General features: G+C 56.9%; 14 protein-coding genes. 3 read left to right on the top strand and 11 right to left on the bottom strand.

The genetic code is table 11. The features are described 5' to 3' along the window. Positions 1–11 precede the first annotated feature (11 nt). The 3 genes from dinF to ABFV38_RS01430 all read right to left on the bottom strand — a co-directional run bounded on the left by dinF (position 12) and on the right by ABFV38_RS01430 (position 2,498). Positions 12–1,349 carry an MATE family efflux transporter DinF gene (gene dinF, locus ABFV38_RS01440; RefSeq protein WP_348958250.1) on the bottom strand — a complete coding sequence of 446 codons (1,338 nt, stop codon included), beginning with the start codon at positions 1,347–1,349 and terminating at the stop codon, positions 12–14. A 63-nt stretch (positions 1,350–1,412) separates the two neighbouring features. Beyond that, positions 1,413–2,021: a transcriptional repressor LexA gene (gene lexA / locus ABFV38_RS01435; protein ID WP_048030217.1), complete on the bottom strand. Its 609-nt coding sequence runs from the start codon at positions 2,019–2,021 to the stop codon at positions 1,413–1,415. Positions 2,022–2,129: 108 nt separating this feature from the next. Next, positions 2,130–2,498: a diacylglycerol kinase gene (locus tag ABFV38_RS01430; protein WP_063622866.1), complete on the bottom strand. Its 369-nt coding sequence runs from the start codon at positions 2,496–2,498 to the stop codon at positions 2,130–2,132. Positions 2,499–2,652: 154 nt separating this feature from the next. Between ABFV38_RS01430 and plsB the strand changes: the two genes are divergently transcribed. Then, positions 2,653–5,073, top strand: a complete 2,421-nt coding sequence (gene plsB, locus ABFV38_RS01425; RefSeq protein ID WP_021242749.1) for a glycerol-3-phosphate 1-O-acyltransferase PlsB — start codon at positions 2,653–2,655, stop codon at positions 5,071–5,073. Between the two features lie 104 nt (positions 5,074–5,177). On the opposite strand, the gene gntU is transcribed toward plsB, so the two are convergent. From gntU to ABFV38_RS01400, 5 genes are all read right to left on the bottom strand, one after another. Further along, positions 5,178–6,518 carry a gluconate transporter gene (gntU, locus tag ABFV38_RS01420; RefSeq protein WP_014833577.1) on the bottom strand — a complete coding sequence of 447 codons (1,341 nt, stop codon included), beginning with the start codon at positions 6,516–6,518 and terminating at the stop codon, positions 5,178–5,180. Between the two features lie 3 nt (positions 6,519–6,521). Continuing rightward, a complete protein-coding gene (gene gntK / locus ABFV38_RS01415; protein ID WP_008503362.1) occupies positions 6,522–7,049 on the bottom strand; it encodes a gluconokinase in 528 nt (175 codons plus the stop codon). A gap of 126 nt (positions 7,050–7,175) precedes the next feature. Continuing rightward, on the bottom strand, positions 7,176–8,171 hold the full coding sequence (gene gntR, locus ABFV38_RS01410; RefSeq protein WP_021242747.1) for a gluconate operon transcriptional repressor GntR: 996 nt from the start codon (positions 8,169–8,171) through the stop codon (positions 7,176–7,178). Between the two features lie 101 nt (positions 8,172–8,272). Further along, positions 8,273–8,968: a pirin family protein gene (locus ABFV38_RS01405; protein ID WP_021242746.1), complete on the bottom strand. Its 696-nt coding sequence runs from the start codon at positions 8,966–8,968 to the stop codon at positions 8,273–8,275. Between the two features lie 123 nt (positions 8,969–9,091). Further along, positions 9,092–10,129, bottom strand: coding sequence for an oxidoreductase (locus tag ABFV38_RS01400; RefSeq protein WP_063622868.1), 1,038 nt, complete (start codon positions 10,127–10,129; stop codon positions 9,092–9,094). A gap of 256 nt (positions 10,130–10,385) precedes the next feature. On the opposite strand from ABFV38_RS01400, the gene yhhY reads away from it, so the two are divergent. Continuing rightward, a complete protein-coding gene (gene yhhY, locus ABFV38_RS01395; RefSeq protein WP_348958248.1) occupies positions 10,386–10,877 on the top strand; it encodes an N-acetyltransferase in 492 nt (163 codons plus the stop codon). A gap of 86 nt (positions 10,878–10,963) precedes the next feature. Here the strand turns inward: yhhY and ggt are convergent, their stop codons facing one another. After that, the gene (gene ggt, locus ABFV38_RS01390) at positions 10,964–12,709 is read right to left on the bottom strand and encodes a gamma-glutamyltransferase (RefSeq protein WP_348958246.1); all 1,746 of its coding nucleotides are present in this window, start codon (positions 12,707–12,709) and stop codon (positions 10,964–10,966) included. Between the two features lie 123 nt (positions 12,710–12,832). Here ggt and ABFV38_RS01385 point away from each other — a divergent pair, with 123 nt between their 5' ends. After that, a complete protein-coding gene (locus tag ABFV38_RS01385) occupies positions 12,833–13,210 on the top strand; it encodes a DUF2756 family protein (RefSeq protein ID WP_045328887.1) in 378 nt (125 codons plus the stop codon). Here ABFV38_RS01385 and ugpQ read toward each other — a convergent pair. Together ugpQ and ABFV38_RS01375 are read right to left on the bottom strand one after the other, a co-directional pair. Next, positions 13,194–13,940, bottom strand: a complete 747-nt coding sequence (gene ugpQ, locus ABFV38_RS01380; RefSeq protein ID WP_348958244.1) for a glycerophosphodiester phosphodiesterase — start codon at positions 13,938–13,940, stop codon at positions 13,194–13,196. The genes ABFV38_RS01385 and ugpQ overlap by 17 nt on opposite strands. After that, the gene (locus ABFV38_RS01375) at positions 13,937–15,007 is read right to left on the bottom strand and encodes a sn-glycerol-3-phosphate import ATP-binding protein UgpC (protein ID WP_348958242.1); all 1,071 of its coding nucleotides are present in this window, start codon (positions 15,005–15,007) and stop codon (positions 13,937–13,939) included. Before ABFV38_RS01375 ends, ugpQ begins: the two co-directional genes overlap by 4 nt. Between the last annotated feature and the right edge of the window lies 1 nt (position 15,008).

Here is a 15,008-nt window from a genome sequence, read left to right as displayed (position 1 = left end):
ATCTTTAACCGTCACGATATATCGTGGCGCGGGGGAAGCCAGGTATTGTTTTGCCAGTGTCGATGCCAGATAAACGCCAGCGATAACCCGCGTAGTGAGAGGAAGACGGCCAGGGCCAGCCACAAACCATGATTACCCAGCCAGGGGAGCGTCAGCAGCGTCAGACCAAACCCTGCCGCCGCGACGGCCATGCTGTTACGCATTTCGGCCCCGCGCGTCGCACCAATAAACATGCCGTCCAGCAGATAACACCAGACGCCAACCACCGGTAAGACGACTTGCCAGATGAGATAGTGGCTCGCCAGCTCACGCAGCGCAGGGAGAGAGGTAAGCAATGCAACGATCTGCTCACCGAAGCAGGCGTAAACCAGACCAAAGGCCAGCGCCACCAGTCCCGACTGACGGCAGGCAGCCCGCCAGACCTCCCGAAGCTGACCGCTTTCGCGCGCCCCGTACGCCTGCCCGGAATGCGCTTCAACCGCGTAGGCAAAACCGTCCAGCGCATAGGCGGTAAACGTCAGCAACGTCATCAATACTGCGTTGACCGCGACGATGTCTGGCCCCAGTCGAGCTCCGAAAACCGTCAGTGCCCCGAAGCAAAGCTGGAGAAGAAGCGAGCGCAGCATGATGTCACGGTTGAGGGCCAGCAGCTTACGGATATTGCCGCGCCATGCGGTTTTGAGCAGCGCCAGAGAGATCCCGCGCATGGCCAGTACACGCCGGACCATCCACAAGCCAATGATAAAGGTCCCGTATTCGGCAATCGCCGTTGCCAGCGCCGCGCCCTGCACGTTCATATGCAGACCCATGACCAGCCAGACATCCAAAACGATATTGAGCAGGTTACCCACCACCAGCAAAATCACGGGCGCACGGGCGTACTGCACGCCCAGTAGCCACCCCAGCAGAACCAGGTTAGCCAGCGACGCGGGTGCGCTGAGCCAGCGGATTTCAAGGAAACGTCGCGCCTGCTCTAATACCGCCTCGCTGCCGCCAACAATATGAAGCGCAAGATCGATCAGGGGTGCCCGCAATAAAACGATGAACGCACCCGCGCCAAGCGCGAGGATCAGCGGCTGCACCAGCGCGCGCGCCAGACGCAGCGGATCTTTCGCGCCATAAGCCTGTGCGGTAAGACCGGTGGTGCTCATGCGCAAAAAGAGCAGCAGCATAAACAGGAAGCTGGTTGCCGTCGCGCCAATCGCCACGCCGCCAAGATAAACCGGTGAATCAAGATGGCCTATAACGGCAGTATCGACCAGCCCCAGCAAGGGCACGGTAATATTGGAGAAAATCATCGGCAGAGCAAGACGCCACAATGCCTTATCGGATGCCGTCAGCAGTGACATGAAAGATACCGGGAGTGGGGAATGAATCAGGCTATAGCGGTGCCATAGCCTGTCAGGAAGAGGTTACAGCCATTCACCGTTGCGAATCACGCCTACCGCCAGACCTTCAATAGAGAAGCTCTGTTCGCGGAGATCGACCACAATGGGTGAAAACTCGCTGTTTTCAGGCAGCAACTGTACGCTGTTACCCTGTTTTTTCAGACGTTTAACGGTCACTTCGTCATCAATGCGCGCCACCACCACCTGGCCGTTTCGCACATCCTGTGTTTTATGCACCGCAAGCAGATCGCCATCAAGAATACCGATGTCTTTCATCGACATGCCGCTGACGCGCAGCAGGAAGTCAGCGCTCGGTTTGAACATGCCAGGATCGACCTGGTAATGGCCTTCAATATGCTGCTGAGCCAGTAAAGGCTCACCGGCAGCAACACGCCCTATCAGCGGAATGCCCGTCTCTTCTTCCACCAGCAGGCGGATACCCCGTGACGCGCCCGAGACAATCTCAATCACGCCCTTACGCGCCAGCGCTTTCAGGTGTTCTTCGGCAGCATTTGGAGAACGGAAACCCAGACGCTGCGCGATTTCCGCACGCGTGGGTGGCATACCCGTCTGGCCGATATGATCCCGGATGAGATCAAACACCTCTTGCTGCCTGGTCGTTAACGCTTTCATTCCGCCCCCTGGGTGTATATACAGTTATGCTGTGAGTATATACAGTCAAAGGCGATTTTGGAACCAAAAACTGCACAAAAAACCAGGGACTTAATTATTCCTCGAGGCTCATCGGAAATGTGACCAAAGCAGCGTGACCCAGGTGATAACGGCAGTGATAATCGCCAGCAACACGGCAGCAGAACCCATGTCTTTTGCACGGCCAGAAAGCTCATGGAAATCGGCACCAATGCGATCCACAACGGCCTCAATAGCGCTATTAAGAATTTCCACTATCATCACCAGAAGAACGGAACCGATAAGCAGTACGCGGGTAATCGCATCAACATCAAGGAAACAGGCGACGATCACCGCGATGATAGCGGCGACGCCCTCCTGGCGAAAGGCGGCTTCGTTGACCCATGCGGCACGGAAACCTTTCCATGAATAGCCGGCGGCTTTGATGATACGTGTTAACCCAGTGGTATTATTGGCCATTAAAAGAACCTTTTTTAAAAAAGAGCGTCAGTAACAGGAGCCGTAGCGCGTTTCGCTACAGCCTGAAGTATGACGGGTAACAACAGAAATTTTGCGCGCTTTCTGTTATCCTTGCGCCGCAATTGCATTATTAACCAGAGGCTTTACATCGTTTATGTCCGGCTGGCCACGAATTTACTACAAATTACTTAATTTACCATTAAGCATCCTGGTAAAAAGCAAGTCTATCCCAGCAGAACCCGCGCTGGAATTGGGGCTCGATACGTCACGCCCCATTATGTACGTTTTGCCTTATAACTCGAAGGCTGACTTACTGACGCTTCGCGCCCAGTGTCTGGCGCATGACTTACCTGACCCGCTTGAACCGCTGGAAGTTGACGGTACGCTGCTGCCGCGCTACGTGTTCATTCACGGTGGACCGCGCGTGTTTACCTATTACACGCCAAAAGAAGAGTCCATCAAGCTGTTCCATGACTATCTCGACCTGCACCGCAGCAATCCCGATCTGGATGTGCAGATGGTGCCGGTATCGGTGATGTTTGGTCGTCGTCCGGGCCGTGAAAAAGGCGAAGAGAATCCGCCGCTGCGCATGCTTAACGGCATCCAGAAGTTCTTCGCGGTCTCCTGGCTGGGACGCGACAGCTTTGTGCGTTTCTCCCCTTCCGTTTCGCTGCGTCGCATGGCGGACGAGCACGGCACCGACAAGATCATCGCGCAAAAACTGGCGCGCGTGGCGCGTATGCACTTCGCCCGTCAGCGCCTGGCTGCCGTAGGACCACGCCTCCCGGCTCGTCAGGATCTGTTCAACAAGCTGTTGGCCTCCAAAGCGATTGCCCGCGCCGTTGAAGATGAAGCGCGCAGCAAGAAAATTTCGCATGAGAAAGCCCAGCAGAACGCCATTGCGCTGATGGAAGAGATTGCAGCGAACTTCTCTTACGAGATGATTCGCCTTTCTGACCGTATTCTCGGCTTTACGTGGAACCGCCTCTATCAGGGCATTAACGTCCATAACGCCGAGCGCGTGCGTCAGCTGGCGCATGATGGCCATGAGATTGTCTATGTCCCCTGCCACCGCAGCCACATGGACTACCTGCTCCTTTCCTACGTGCTCTATCATCAGGGGCTGGTACCACCGCACATCGCAGCCGGTATCAACCTGAACTTCTGGCCAGCAGGTCCGATTTTCCGCCGCCTGGGCGCGTTCTTTATTCGTCGTACCTTCAAGGGCAACAAGCTCTACTCCACCGTGTTCCGCGAGTATCTGGGCGAGCTGTTCAGCCGCGGCTATTCCGTGGAGTACTTCGTGGAGGGCGGTCGTTCCCGTACCGGACGTCTGCTCGATCCGAAGACCGGCACGCTGTCGATGACCATCCAGGCGATGCTGCGCGGAGGTACTCGTCCGATCACGCTGGTGCCTATCTACATCGGCTACGAGCACGTGATGGAAGTGGGCACGTACGCGAAAGAGCTGCGTGGTGCGACCAAAGAGAAAGAGAGCCTGCCGCAGATGCTGCGCGGCTTGAGCAAGCTGCGCAATCTCGGTCAGGGCTACGTGAACTTTGGTGAGCCGATGCCGCTGATGACGTACCTGAACCATCACGTTCCGGAGTGGCGCGAGTCCATCGATCCTATCGAAGCGGTGCGTCCGGCCTGGCTGACGCCAACGGTTAACGGCATCGCATCCGAGCTGATGGTGCGCATTAACAACGCCGGTGCGGCTAACGCCATGAACCTGTGCTGTACGGCACTTCTGGCTTCACGTCAGCGCTCGCTGACCCGTGAACAGCTCACGGAGCAGCTGGATTGCTATCTGGATATGATGCGTAACGTGCCGTATTCGGTTGACTCGACCGTGCCTTCTGCAACCGCCAGTGAACTTATCGATCACGCGTTGCAGATGAACAAGTTTGAAGTGGAGAAGGACACGATCGGCGACATCATCATTCTGCCGCGCGAGCAGGCTGTGCTGATGACCTACTACCGCAACAACATCACGCATATGCTGATGCTGCCGTCGCTCATGGCCGCCATTATTACCCAGCATCGTCATATCTCCCGTCAGGAGCTATTGCGCCATCTTGAGACCATCTATCCGATGCTGAAAGCGGAGCTGTTCCTGCGCTGGAGTAAGGATGAGCTGGCGACAGAACTGGATAAGATGACGGAAGAGATGCGTCGCCAGGGGCTGATTACCCTGAACAACGACGAGCTGCACATCAATCCGTCACGCTCCCGCACCCTGCAGCTGCTGGCGGCCGGTGCGCGCGAAACGCTGCAGCGCTACGCCATTACATTCTGGCTGCTGAGCGCGAATCCGTCTATCAACCGCGGTACGCTGGAGAAAGAGAGCCGGACGCTGGCCCAGCGCCTGTCCGTTCTGCACGGCATTAACGCCCCTGAATTCTTCGACAAAGCGGTCTTCAGTTCCCTGGTGTTGACGCTTCGTGATGAAGGCTTCATCAGCGATACGGGTGATGCCGAGCCGGAAGAGACGCTGAAGGTATACCAGATGCTGGCAGAGCTGATTACCTCGGACGTGCGCTTGACGATTGAGAGCGCCACGCAGGGCGAATAACACAATGCCGGGTTATGGCCCGGCCTGACGCCATGGATAATAAAAAGGCCCGGTAAGCGCTGACGCTACCGGGCCTTATTTTTAGCCTTGTTAAATCACCGCATTTAGCTGAGCAGCGTAAAGGCAATCATCCCGACAATTGCACCCGTCGTGCCGAGAATGGTTTCCATCAGCGTCCAGGTTTTCAGGGTTTGCGCTTCGGTGGCGCCGGTAAACTTACCGAACAGCCAGAAGCCGGCGTCGTTAACGTGAGAGACCACAATCGAACCACCCGCGATACAAATAGAAAGCGCGGCCATCTGGGCACCGGAGTAGTTCAGCTGTTCAATCACCGGCATCACCAGACCCACGGCGGTTAAACACGCCACGGTAGCAGAACCCTGGATGATACGTACCGCCGCAGCCAGCACAAAGCAGGTGACCGCAATCGGCAAGCCCATCCCGGTCAGCGCTTCGCCCAGAGCCGGGCCCACGCCGGAATCCACCAGCACCTGCTTGAACACGCCGCCTGCACCGATCACCAGCAGGATAATCCCCGCAGGCTGCAGCGCCGCACCGCAGATCTCCATCACCCGGTCTTTTGGCATCCCCTGACGCATCGCCAGGCCGTAAATCGCCACCAGGCACGCCACCAGAATTGCCGTGAACGGGTGACCGATGAACTCAAACCACTCGTAGGCAGTGGACCCCACCGGCACAAAGCGCGCGGCGATGGTTTTCAGACCCACCAGCACCAGCGGCAGCAGGATCAGCGACAGGCTGAAGCCGAAGGATGGCATTTTGCCCTCCCCCAGGTGCGGCTCGGTGATGTCATCCGGAATGTGCAGCTCAACGTAACGGCTGATGAAGTTGCCCCACAGCGGGCCGGCGATAATCATCCCCGGGATTGCCGCGCACAGGCCAATCAGAATCATCCAGCCAAAGTCGGCGTGCATCTGGGATGCCAGCAGCATCGGGGCGGGTCCCGGCAGCAGAAACGCCGCAGCCGCCGCCACGCCCGCAAACAGCGGAATGACCAGCTTCACGAGGTTAGTACCGGTATGGCGCGCCATAGAGAATGCGACGCTTATCAGCAGCACAACGGCCACTTCGAAGAACAGCGGCAGCGCGCAAATCAGACCGGCCAGACCAATCGCGTAATGCGCACGGCTGTGGCCGAAGGATTTCAGCATCTTGACGGCAATCTGGTCGACCGCACCCGTCTCGTGCAAAATCTTGCCAAACATCGCGCCCAGCGCGACCACAATCGCCAGGAAGCCCAGCGTACCGCCCATCCCTTTTTCCATCGTCGCGGCGATCTTGTCGAGCGGCATACCGGAAAAGAGACCTGCACCAATAGAAACCACCATCAAAGCAACAAAGGCGTGCATACGCGCCTTCATCACTAAAAACAGCAGCAGCAATACCGAACCCACTGCTGTCAAAACTAGCGTTAATGTACTCAAAACTTACTGCCTTTTATTAATGACCTCGATGGTGCTGGCAACAACACCCTCCAGTGACTGATCGATATCAACCACTAAGACGTCTTTCTCGTCTTCACCCGGCTCCTGCAGCGCTTCGAACTGCGTTACCAGCATCTGGGTTTTGAAGAAGTGACCTTTACGCGCCTTCAGGCGGCTTTCAATCACCTCGAAATCCCCTTTCAGGTAGATGAAAGAGAGGTTTGGGTTGCCGTCGCGCAGCAGGTCGCGATAGGTTTTTTTCAGCGCGGAGCAGACGATCAGGGAGACTTTGTTGGTGCGCTGCATCGCGAACGCGGCGTCATTCAGCGCCTGCAACCACGGTTTGCGGTCGTCATCGTTCAGCGGCTCGCCGGAGGCCATTTTCATGATGTTGCTGCGCGGATGGAGGAAGTCGCCATCAAGAAACGCAGCCTGGAGTTGATGCGCCACTTCGCTGGCCACGGCTGATTTCCCGCTACCGGAAACGCCCATCAGGACGTAGACGTGGTGATCGTGATTAGTCGTGCTCAAAGGGTGTCCCTCAGTCAATTGTTACGGGTAACAGTTATCGGTAACATTGTCCTGCTGGGGCAAAAGAGAAGCAATATCCAAACGTGCGCGAAGTGAATAAGTGTGAGCTACTTCAAATTTGTCAGTTCAAATAGATCCACCCGGTGACAAGGTGAAACCTAAATCTAACATTTTCGGGGTCACCGTCTCGCCACGAATGCGCGCCAGCAGGCGTTCTGCGCCAATACGGCCCATACGTTCACGCGGCGTCAGGACGCTCGCCAGACGCGGCTCCATCACCTGGCCAATATCGTGGCCGTGGAAACCGGCGATCGCCATATCATCAGGGATCTTCAGCCCCAGACGCTGACACTCAAATGCTGCGCCGACCGCAAGGTCATCGTTGGTACAGAAAATACCGTCCAGTTGCGGATACTCGCGTCGTGCCTGACGCATCAGCTCAATACCCGACGTATATGAAGAGGACTGCTCCACCATCACGCTGTACGGGGTTAAGTTCGCGTCGAGCATCGCCTGCTCGTATCCCTTCTGTTTGATGATAGTACGTTCATCAAGACGCGCACCCAGATAGGCGATATGACGATGCCCACGGGCGATGATGGCCGCCGTCATCTGACGCGCCGCTTCGAAGTTATCAAACCCCACGGCGATGTCGAGGCATGGCGACTGACTGTCCATCAGCTCCACGACTGGGATACCGGCCACTTCAATCATTTTGAGCGTGCGGGCAGTGTGGGTTCGTTCGGTTAAAATCAGGCCGTCAATGTTCCAGGAAAGCATCGATTCAAGACGTTCCTCTTCGAGTTCCGGCTTGTACCCGTAGTGGGCGAGCATGGTCTGGTAGCCAAACGCATCGGTAACGCTTTCGATTCCACGTAATACTTCGGCGAAAACCTGGTTGGTCAAAGAAGGAAGCAGAACGCCCACCGCGCGGCTGGTCGCATTGGAGAGAATATCGGGCGCGCGGTTAGGGATATAACCCAGTTCATCAAGGGCAGCGGCAATCTTGCCACGTAACGCCACGGAAACCTGTTCCGGGTTACGTAAAAAACGGCTGACCGTCATTTTGGTCACACCGACGCGATCGGCGACATCCTGAAGTACGGGGCGTTTCTTTTTCATCGTCCTGAGAAATCTTGAAGTGAGAGATTTGCTCAGTTTACCACGGACAAAGCCCATCCTTCCCCTGTCAAAGGGAAGGATGGGGATTTATTTATGTTTTATTACACCGGCGGCAGGTCAAACAGCAGAATTTCGCTTTCGCTGTCGGCATGCACGGAGATCGCCTGCTCGTCCCAGATGGCCAGACCATCGGCGGTTGTCGCTTTGGTCCCGTTGATGGACACGTCGCCTTTCACCACCTGGATCCAGACGCGGCGGTTAGCGGCAATCTGATGCACGGACTGTTCATCTTTCGCCAGCGCCCAGCGGTACAGCTCCATATCCTGATGCACTTTCAGGGAGCCTTCACGCGCATCCGGGGAGAGCACCAGCTGTTTACCCTGTTTCGCGTCGAAGCGGCGCTGCTCGTAGCGCGGCGTGATGCCGGTCTCTTCTGGAATGATCCAGATTTGATACAGGTGCAGTTTTTCCGTTTTGCTTGGGTTGTACTCAGAGTGACGCACCCCGGTACCCGCGCTCATAATCTGGAACTCGCCCGCCGGAACCTGCTCTTTGTTGCCCATGCTGTCCTGGTGCTCAACCGCCCCTTCCAGCACATAGGTCAGGATTTCCATGTCTTTGTGCGGGTGGGTACCAAAGCCCTGGCCTGCATCAATCACGTCGTCGTTAATCACGCGCAGTGCGGAGAAGCCCATGAAGTTCGGGTCGTAGTAGTCGGCAAACGAGAATGAATGCCATGAGTCCAGCCAGCCATGATTCGCGTGACCACGTTCGTTTGCTTTGCGTAAGTAGATCATTGTTTTCACCCTCAGTTCGTTTCGATGGAGTAAGTGTGGACGCAAACGGCCTGGGATCATAGAGGGTGAAAATTGACTCCTCTGTTCAAAAATTGTGAACAAGTGCAGAGGAGCCGTTTTTGCTTATTTTGCGAGGGTTATCGTGGCAGGAGAAGCCTGTTCGAAGGCCCGTTCAAGGATTTCGAGGTTGGTCAGAACGTCAGATTCCTTGACGTAATTCGCCGTGCCGTTTGTGAGGGTCTCAAACAGCGCATCATAGACGCGGCCATAGTCGCCGGTTTCCGGCTTCAGCGTTTCTTTGACCGTCACGCCCTCGTCGTTCACATACTCCAGCACGCCCACGGAATCGTCCGCGGCAAAGCCTGGCTCACCCGGCATGATATTGGCCTTCAGGCTGGTCTCCTGCTGGTCGATACCGTATTTGATAAACGAACCTTTAGTGCCGTGAACGATAAATTTCGGGTAGTCGATTTTCACCAGATGGCTGGTTTTGACGATGGCCTTCAGGTCGCCGTAGAACAGCTGGGCTTCGAAGGTATCGTCCGGGTTGGCTTTATTGCGCAGGCTGCGAATGTCATACGCCACGTGGTCCGGGCGGCCAAACAGGGAGATGATCTGGTCCATGGTGTGCACGCCCAGACCATAGAACGAACCATCCTGCGGCAGTCCGGGTTGCGTTTCCGCCACCGGACGGTAGTAATCGAAGTGACTTTCGATTTCCACGATGTTGCCGAGCTTACCGCTTTCAATCGCTTTTTTCGCCGTCAGGAAGCAGCTGTCAAAGCGACGGTTCTGATACGGCGTGACGGTCAGGCCTTTGCTTTTCGCCAGCGCAAACAGCTCTTTCGCTTCGGCAATAGTCGGGGTGAACGGCTTTTCTACCAGCACGTTTTTACCCGCATTGAGCGCGCGTTTGGCATAGTCAAAATGGCTGTCGGCGTGGGTGCAGACAACCACCAGCTTCACCTGCGGGTCGTTAAGCACCTCATCGAGATCGCTGGTGAAGTGGATGTGGGAATACTGCGGAGATTGCTCTTCCGGCTTCGCGCGGCGGCGGTAGATATGGGCCACATGCCAGCTGTCTTTGCGGTTAAGAACATACGGCAGGTGATAGCGGGTCGTACTTTTACCAAATCCAATAAATGCGCAATGTAGTGTCATAGCTCAGTCCTTTTGGAAGGTTACTGAGTCTAACCATAACAAAAAAAAAGCCAGCTAAAAGCTGGCTAAAGTAATACTGGAAGCAATGTGAGCAATGTCGTGCTTTCAGGTTCCCGTAGGGGTCTTCCTGAATGCAGAGCAATAATAATCATTCTCATTCGCACTTGTCCAATACTTTTTGCAAAAAATAGCGGTTGACTCAAATTTTAAAGTCATTGATGTTGGAAGGGACTTTTAACTGACTGAGGAACAAGGAATGAGTGAGATAGTGATACGCCATGCGGAACCGAAAGATTATGACGCCATTCGTCAGATCCACGCCCAACCGGAGGTGTACTACAACACACTACAGGTTCCTCATCCATCTGAGCAAATGTGGCAAGAACGACTCACCGACCAGCCCGGCATTAAGCAACTGGTCGCCTGTATAGACGGTCATGTCGCCGGGCATCTGTGCATCGCCGTCGCGCAACGCCCACGCCGAAGCCATGTGGCTGATTTTGGGATTTGTGTCGGCGCGCAGTGGCAAAACCGGGGCGTTGCCAGCGCGCTGATGCGCACCATGATTGATATGTGCGATAACTGGCTGCGCGTTGACCGCATTGAGCTGACGGTGTTTGTCGATAACGAGCCGGCGATTGCGGTGTACAAAAAATACGGGTTCGAAATTGAAGGCACCGGCAAGCGCTATGCCCTGCGCAACGGCGAATATGTGGACGCGTATTTTATGGCGAGAATGAAGAAGTAGTGATTTGCCGGGTGGCGGCTTCGCCTTACCCGGCCTACGTTCGTGCAGTTGTAGGCCCGGTAAGCGCAGCGCCACCGGGCAATACATCAATACCCCGCCGTCAAATCATCCACCGAACGCGGATCTGATGCGCCAAACAGCGCCCCGTCCGGCCCCACCATAATGCTCTGGGTGCTGCCCATCGCCTCTTTCACCGCCACCTTCTGCCCACGCTGCTCAAGCAGTTTAATGGTGTCCGGGCTAAAGCCCTTTTCGACGCGCAGCTCGTCCGGCAACCACTGGTGGTGGAAACGCGGGGCGTTGGTGGCTTCGGCGACGTTCATCCCAAAGTCGATGCTGTTCACCACCATCTGCAATACGGTGGTGATAATCCGGCTGCCGCCCGGGCTACCGGTTACCAGCCAGGTTTTGCCCTCTTTCACCACGATGGTGGGCGACATGGACGACAGCGGGCGTTTCTTCGGCCCTACCGCGTTCGCATCGCCGCCGACCAGCCCGTAGACGTTCGGCACGCCCGGCTTGGCAGAGAAGTCATCCATCTCGTTATTCAGCAGAATGCCGCTGTTACCCGCCACAATCCCGGTGCCGAAGGTCGTGTTGAGCGTATAGGTCACCGCCACCGCGTTACCGTCTTTATCCACCACCGAGAAGTGGGTGGTCTGGTTGCTTTCATACGGCGCCAGCTTGCCGGGGCGGATCTCGCTCGACGGCTTGGCCTTGTTGATGTCGATCTGATCGGCAATAGATTTGGCATACGCCTTGTTGGTCAGCGCCTGCCACGGCACCTTCACGAAGTCCGGATCGCCGAGATATTCCGAGCGGTCGGCGTAGGCGCGTTTTTCCGCTTCCGCCATCACCTGCATGGCATCCGCGCTGCCGAAGCCGAACTTGTGCATATCGAAGTTTTCAAGAATGTTGAGGATCTGCACGATGTGAATGCCTCCGGAAGACGGCGGCGGCATGGAGAAGACCTCATAGCCGCGGTAGGTGCCGCTAATCGGCTCGCGCTCTACCGCCTTGTAGTCCGCCAGATCCGCTTTGGTGATGAGCCCGCCGTTCTTCTGCATCTCTTGTGCAATCTGGTCAGCAATCGCCCCTTTGTAGAAGGCGTCAGGACCGTGCTCCGCAATCAACTCCAGGCTTTTAGCGAGGTTCTTCTGCACCAGCTTATCGCCCTTCTTCAGCGGTTCACCGTCTTTCCAGAAGATGGCCTTGCTGTTTTCGTGATTCGGAATCACTTCGCTGCCGTAGGTTTTGAGGTCGCCTGCCAGCGCGTCATTCACCACAAAGCCCTCCCGCGCCAGCTTGATAGCAGGCTGTACCACCTTATTCAGCGGCATCGTGCCGTATTTTTCCAGCGCCAGCGAGAAGCCCGCAACGGTACCCGGCGTGCCGGACGCGAGATGCGAGGTCAGGGATTTTTTACTGTCCGGGTTCCCCTGGTCATCAAGGAACATGTCCCGTGACGCCTGAGAAGGTGCCATTTCACGGAAGTCGATGGCGGTGGTTTTCCCGTCTTTGGTGCGCAGCATCATAAAGCCACCGCCGCCCAGGTTCCCCGCCTGCGGGTGCGTCACCGCCAGCGCATAGCCGACGGCGACCGCCGCATCCACCGCGTTACCGCCCTGCCTGAGAATATCGACGCCCACGCGGGTCGCCAGCGCATCCACGGATGCCACCATGCCGTGGGTTGCCCGCACGGGATGAAAAACATCTTCCTCCACGCCGTAAGAGACCGGAGGCGCCGCGGGCGGGTTGGCCGCCACGCTAAATGTACCGCCTGCCATCAGCGCGGCGAGGGCGACCCAGCGCAAAAACGTTGGTTTCATCATTATTGTTCTCCAGGTGAAGGGATCCATATTCCCCGCTTAAGCCTGGTTCACAACTCCTAAAAAATCATCGTCATGGTGAAATCAGGGTAAACTTAAGAGAGACCTCAAAAGGAGGAAATGACAATGAAACGCTTATTGATTCTTACGGCGCTGATCCCCTTTGCCGCGCTCGCACAGCCACTCAACACCATGAATAACCCGAACCAGCAGGGGTATGTCATCCCGAGCCAGCAGCGTATGCAGACCGAGATGATGAGCCAGCAACAGCAGCAAAAAGGGATGCTGAATCAGCAACTGAGAACGCAGACCCAGATGCAGCAGCAAAGCCTGCAAAATCAGATGAACGCCAACACCCAGCGCGTGCAGCAGGGGCAGGTGCGCGAGCAGCCGTTGCCGAACAAAAACGGCGGAATGTTAGGTGGGATGACCTCGTCAGGCAGCGGACAGCAGCATATGCTGCCGCCGCAGTCGAATGGCAGTATGCTTAATCCGCAGAACTAATGTCCGGGCCGATCAGGTCAATCGCATCGGTACAGATGCTGTCCACGCCCCAGCGCAGCAGTTCGGCCGCACGCTGGGGTTTATTGACGGTGTAAACCAGAATACGCAGGCCCGCGTCTTTCAGCATCTTCACCCGCGCCTCATCCAGCAGCTTGTGATTAAGATGAATAGAGACACACGCTAAGCGCGTCGTCAGCTCGCGCCAGTCCTCGCGCCACTCGTCCAGCAGCAGTCCGCGCGGCAGTTCCGGCGCTGCGGCCTGTGCGGCCTCCAGCGCATCGATTTCAAATGATGACAGCAGCGGTGCGGTCATCCCCTCCCACAGCTCACGCGCGGCAAGGGCAATGACTTTGCCCGTCAGCGGCCCGGTGCCGGTGGTCGGTTTAATTTCGATATTGGCCATCATGCCATGCTGGCGACAGCGATCGGCCACTTCCGCCAACAGCGGCAGCGGTTCGCCTTTGAATTCGCCGCTGTACCAGCTTCCGGCGTCGACTTTCAGCAGATCGCGCCACGGCAGCTCGCCCGCGACGCCCCAGCCGTTGCTGGTGCGTTCGAGGTTATCGTCATGCAGCAGGAAAATCTCGCCGTCTTTCGACAGCTTGGCGTCGAACTCGATCATCGTGTGGCCGTAGCGCGCGCCAACGTCAATCGCCGCCAGCGTGTTTTCCGGCGCCAGCTTACCGCCGCCCCGGTGGGCGACGACATGGGGATAAGGCCAGTTGCTCATACTCGTTGTCCTGTTTCACCGTCAAACAGGTGCAGATGATTTTCCGGCAGGTGCAGCCACAGCGTGCTGCCTGCTTTAGGGCGCTCCTGATGTGCCAGACGCACCACCATTTTTTGTTCGCCCCAGCGCCCGTGCGCCAGGTTATCTGCACCCAACATCTCCAGCGTGTCCATCACCAGCGGCACGCCGCCTTCCGCCTGAGTGGTTAAACCGATATGTTCCGGGCGGATACCGAGCGTCATCTTACGCCCGGCGTAGCCACGATAGTACCAGTTGATCGGCAATGCCATCCCGCTTTCCAGCTCAAAGTGCGAGCCCGCGCTGCTGATACGCCCTTCCAGCAGGTTCATCGCCGGGCTGCCGATAAAGCTCGCCACAAAGCGGGTGGCCGGTTTCTCGTACACCTCCACCGGGGTGCCAATCTGCTCAGCGATGCCTTTGTTCATCACCATCACGCGCTGGGCGAGCGTCATGGCTTCGACCTGATCGTGGGTAACGTACAGCGATGTGGTTTTCAGACGACGGTGCAATTGCTGCAGCTCAAGACGCATCTGCACGCGCAGCTTGGCGTCGAGGTTAGAGAGCGGCTCGTCGAACAGGAATACCGCCGGGTCGCGCACGATGGCGCGCCCCATCGCTACGCGCTGGCGCTGGCCGCCGGAGAGCTCTCGCGGGCGGCGCTTCAGCAGGCCGTCCAGCTCCAGAATGCGGGCGGCTTCTTTCACGCGCTCCTCGATATGGCCTTTGCCCATGCCGCGGATTTTCAGCCCCCAGGCCATGTTCTCTTCCACGCTCATGTGCGGATAGAGAGCGTAGTTCTGGAAGACCATCGCGATGCCTCTGTCTTTCGGCTCCATCTCGGTGACGCGCTGGCGGTCAATCCAGATATCCCCGGAGGTCACGCGCTCCAGCCCCGCCACCATGCGCAGCAGGGTGGATTTGCCACAGCCGGATGGGCCGACCATCACGATAAACTCCCCGTCCACCACGTCGAGCGTGAGCGGCTGAATCACCTGGGTTTTGCCGTCCCAGCTTTTGGTTACTGCCTGAAGTTTTAAACCTGCCATC

The sequence above is a fragment of the Enterobacter cloacae complex sp. Mu1197 genome (assembly GCF_040059225.1).
In the GTDB taxonomy this organism is placed as follows: Bacteria; Pseudomonadota; Gammaproteobacteria; order Enterobacterales; family Enterobacteriaceae; genus Enterobacter; species Enterobacter quasiroggenkampii.
This window is presented reverse-complemented; position numbering and strand designations above follow the sequence as displayed.

What these genes read in the sequence shown, in the direction of transcription:
- dinF (WP_348958250.1), bottom strand. Translation starts at nt 1,349, where the DNA reads ATGTCACTGCTGACGGCATCCGATAAGGCATTGTGGCGTCTTGCTCTG.
- lexA (WP_048030217.1), bottom strand. Translation starts at nt 2,021, where the DNA reads ATGAAAGCGTTAACGACCAGGCAGCAAGAGGTGTTTGATCTCATCCGG.
- ABFV38_RS01430 (WP_063622866.1), bottom strand. Translation starts at nt 2,498, where the DNA reads ATGGCCAATAATACCACTGGGTTAACACGTATCATCAAAGCCGCCGGC.
- plsB (WP_021242749.1), top strand. Translation starts at nt 2,653, where the DNA reads ATGTCCGGCTGGCCACGAATTTACTACAAATTACTTAATTTACCATTA.
- gntR (WP_021242747.1), bottom strand. Translation starts at nt 8,171, where the DNA reads ATGAAAAAGAAACGCCCCGTACTTCAGGATGTCGCCGATCGCGTCGGT.
- ABFV38_RS01405 (WP_021242746.1), bottom strand. Translation starts at nt 8,968, where the DNA reads ATGATCTACTTACGCAAAGCAAACGAACGTGGTCACGCGAATCATGGC.
- ABFV38_RS01400 (WP_063622868.1), bottom strand. Translation starts at nt 10,129, where the DNA reads ATGACACTACATTGCGCATTTATTGGATTTGGTAAAAGTACGACCCGC.
- yhhY (WP_348958248.1), top strand. Translation starts at nt 10,386, where the DNA reads ATGAGTGAGATAGTGATACGCCATGCGGAACCGAAAGATTATGACGCC.
- ggt (WP_348958246.1), bottom strand. Translation starts at nt 12,709, where the DNA reads ATGATGAAACCAACGTTTTTGCGCTGGGTCGCCCTCGCCGCGCTGATG.
- ABFV38_RS01385 (WP_045328887.1), top strand. Translation starts at nt 12,833, where the DNA reads ATGAAACGCTTATTGATTCTTACGGCGCTGATCCCCTTTGCCGCGCTC.
- ugpQ (WP_348958244.1), bottom strand. Translation starts at nt 13,940, where the DNA reads ATGAGCAACTGGCCTTATCCCCATGTCGTCGCCCACCGGGGCGGCGGT.
- ABFV38_RS01375 (WP_348958242.1), bottom strand. Translation starts at nt 15,007, where the DNA reads ATGGCAGGTTTAAAACTTCAGGCAGTAACCAAAAGCTGGGACGGCAAA.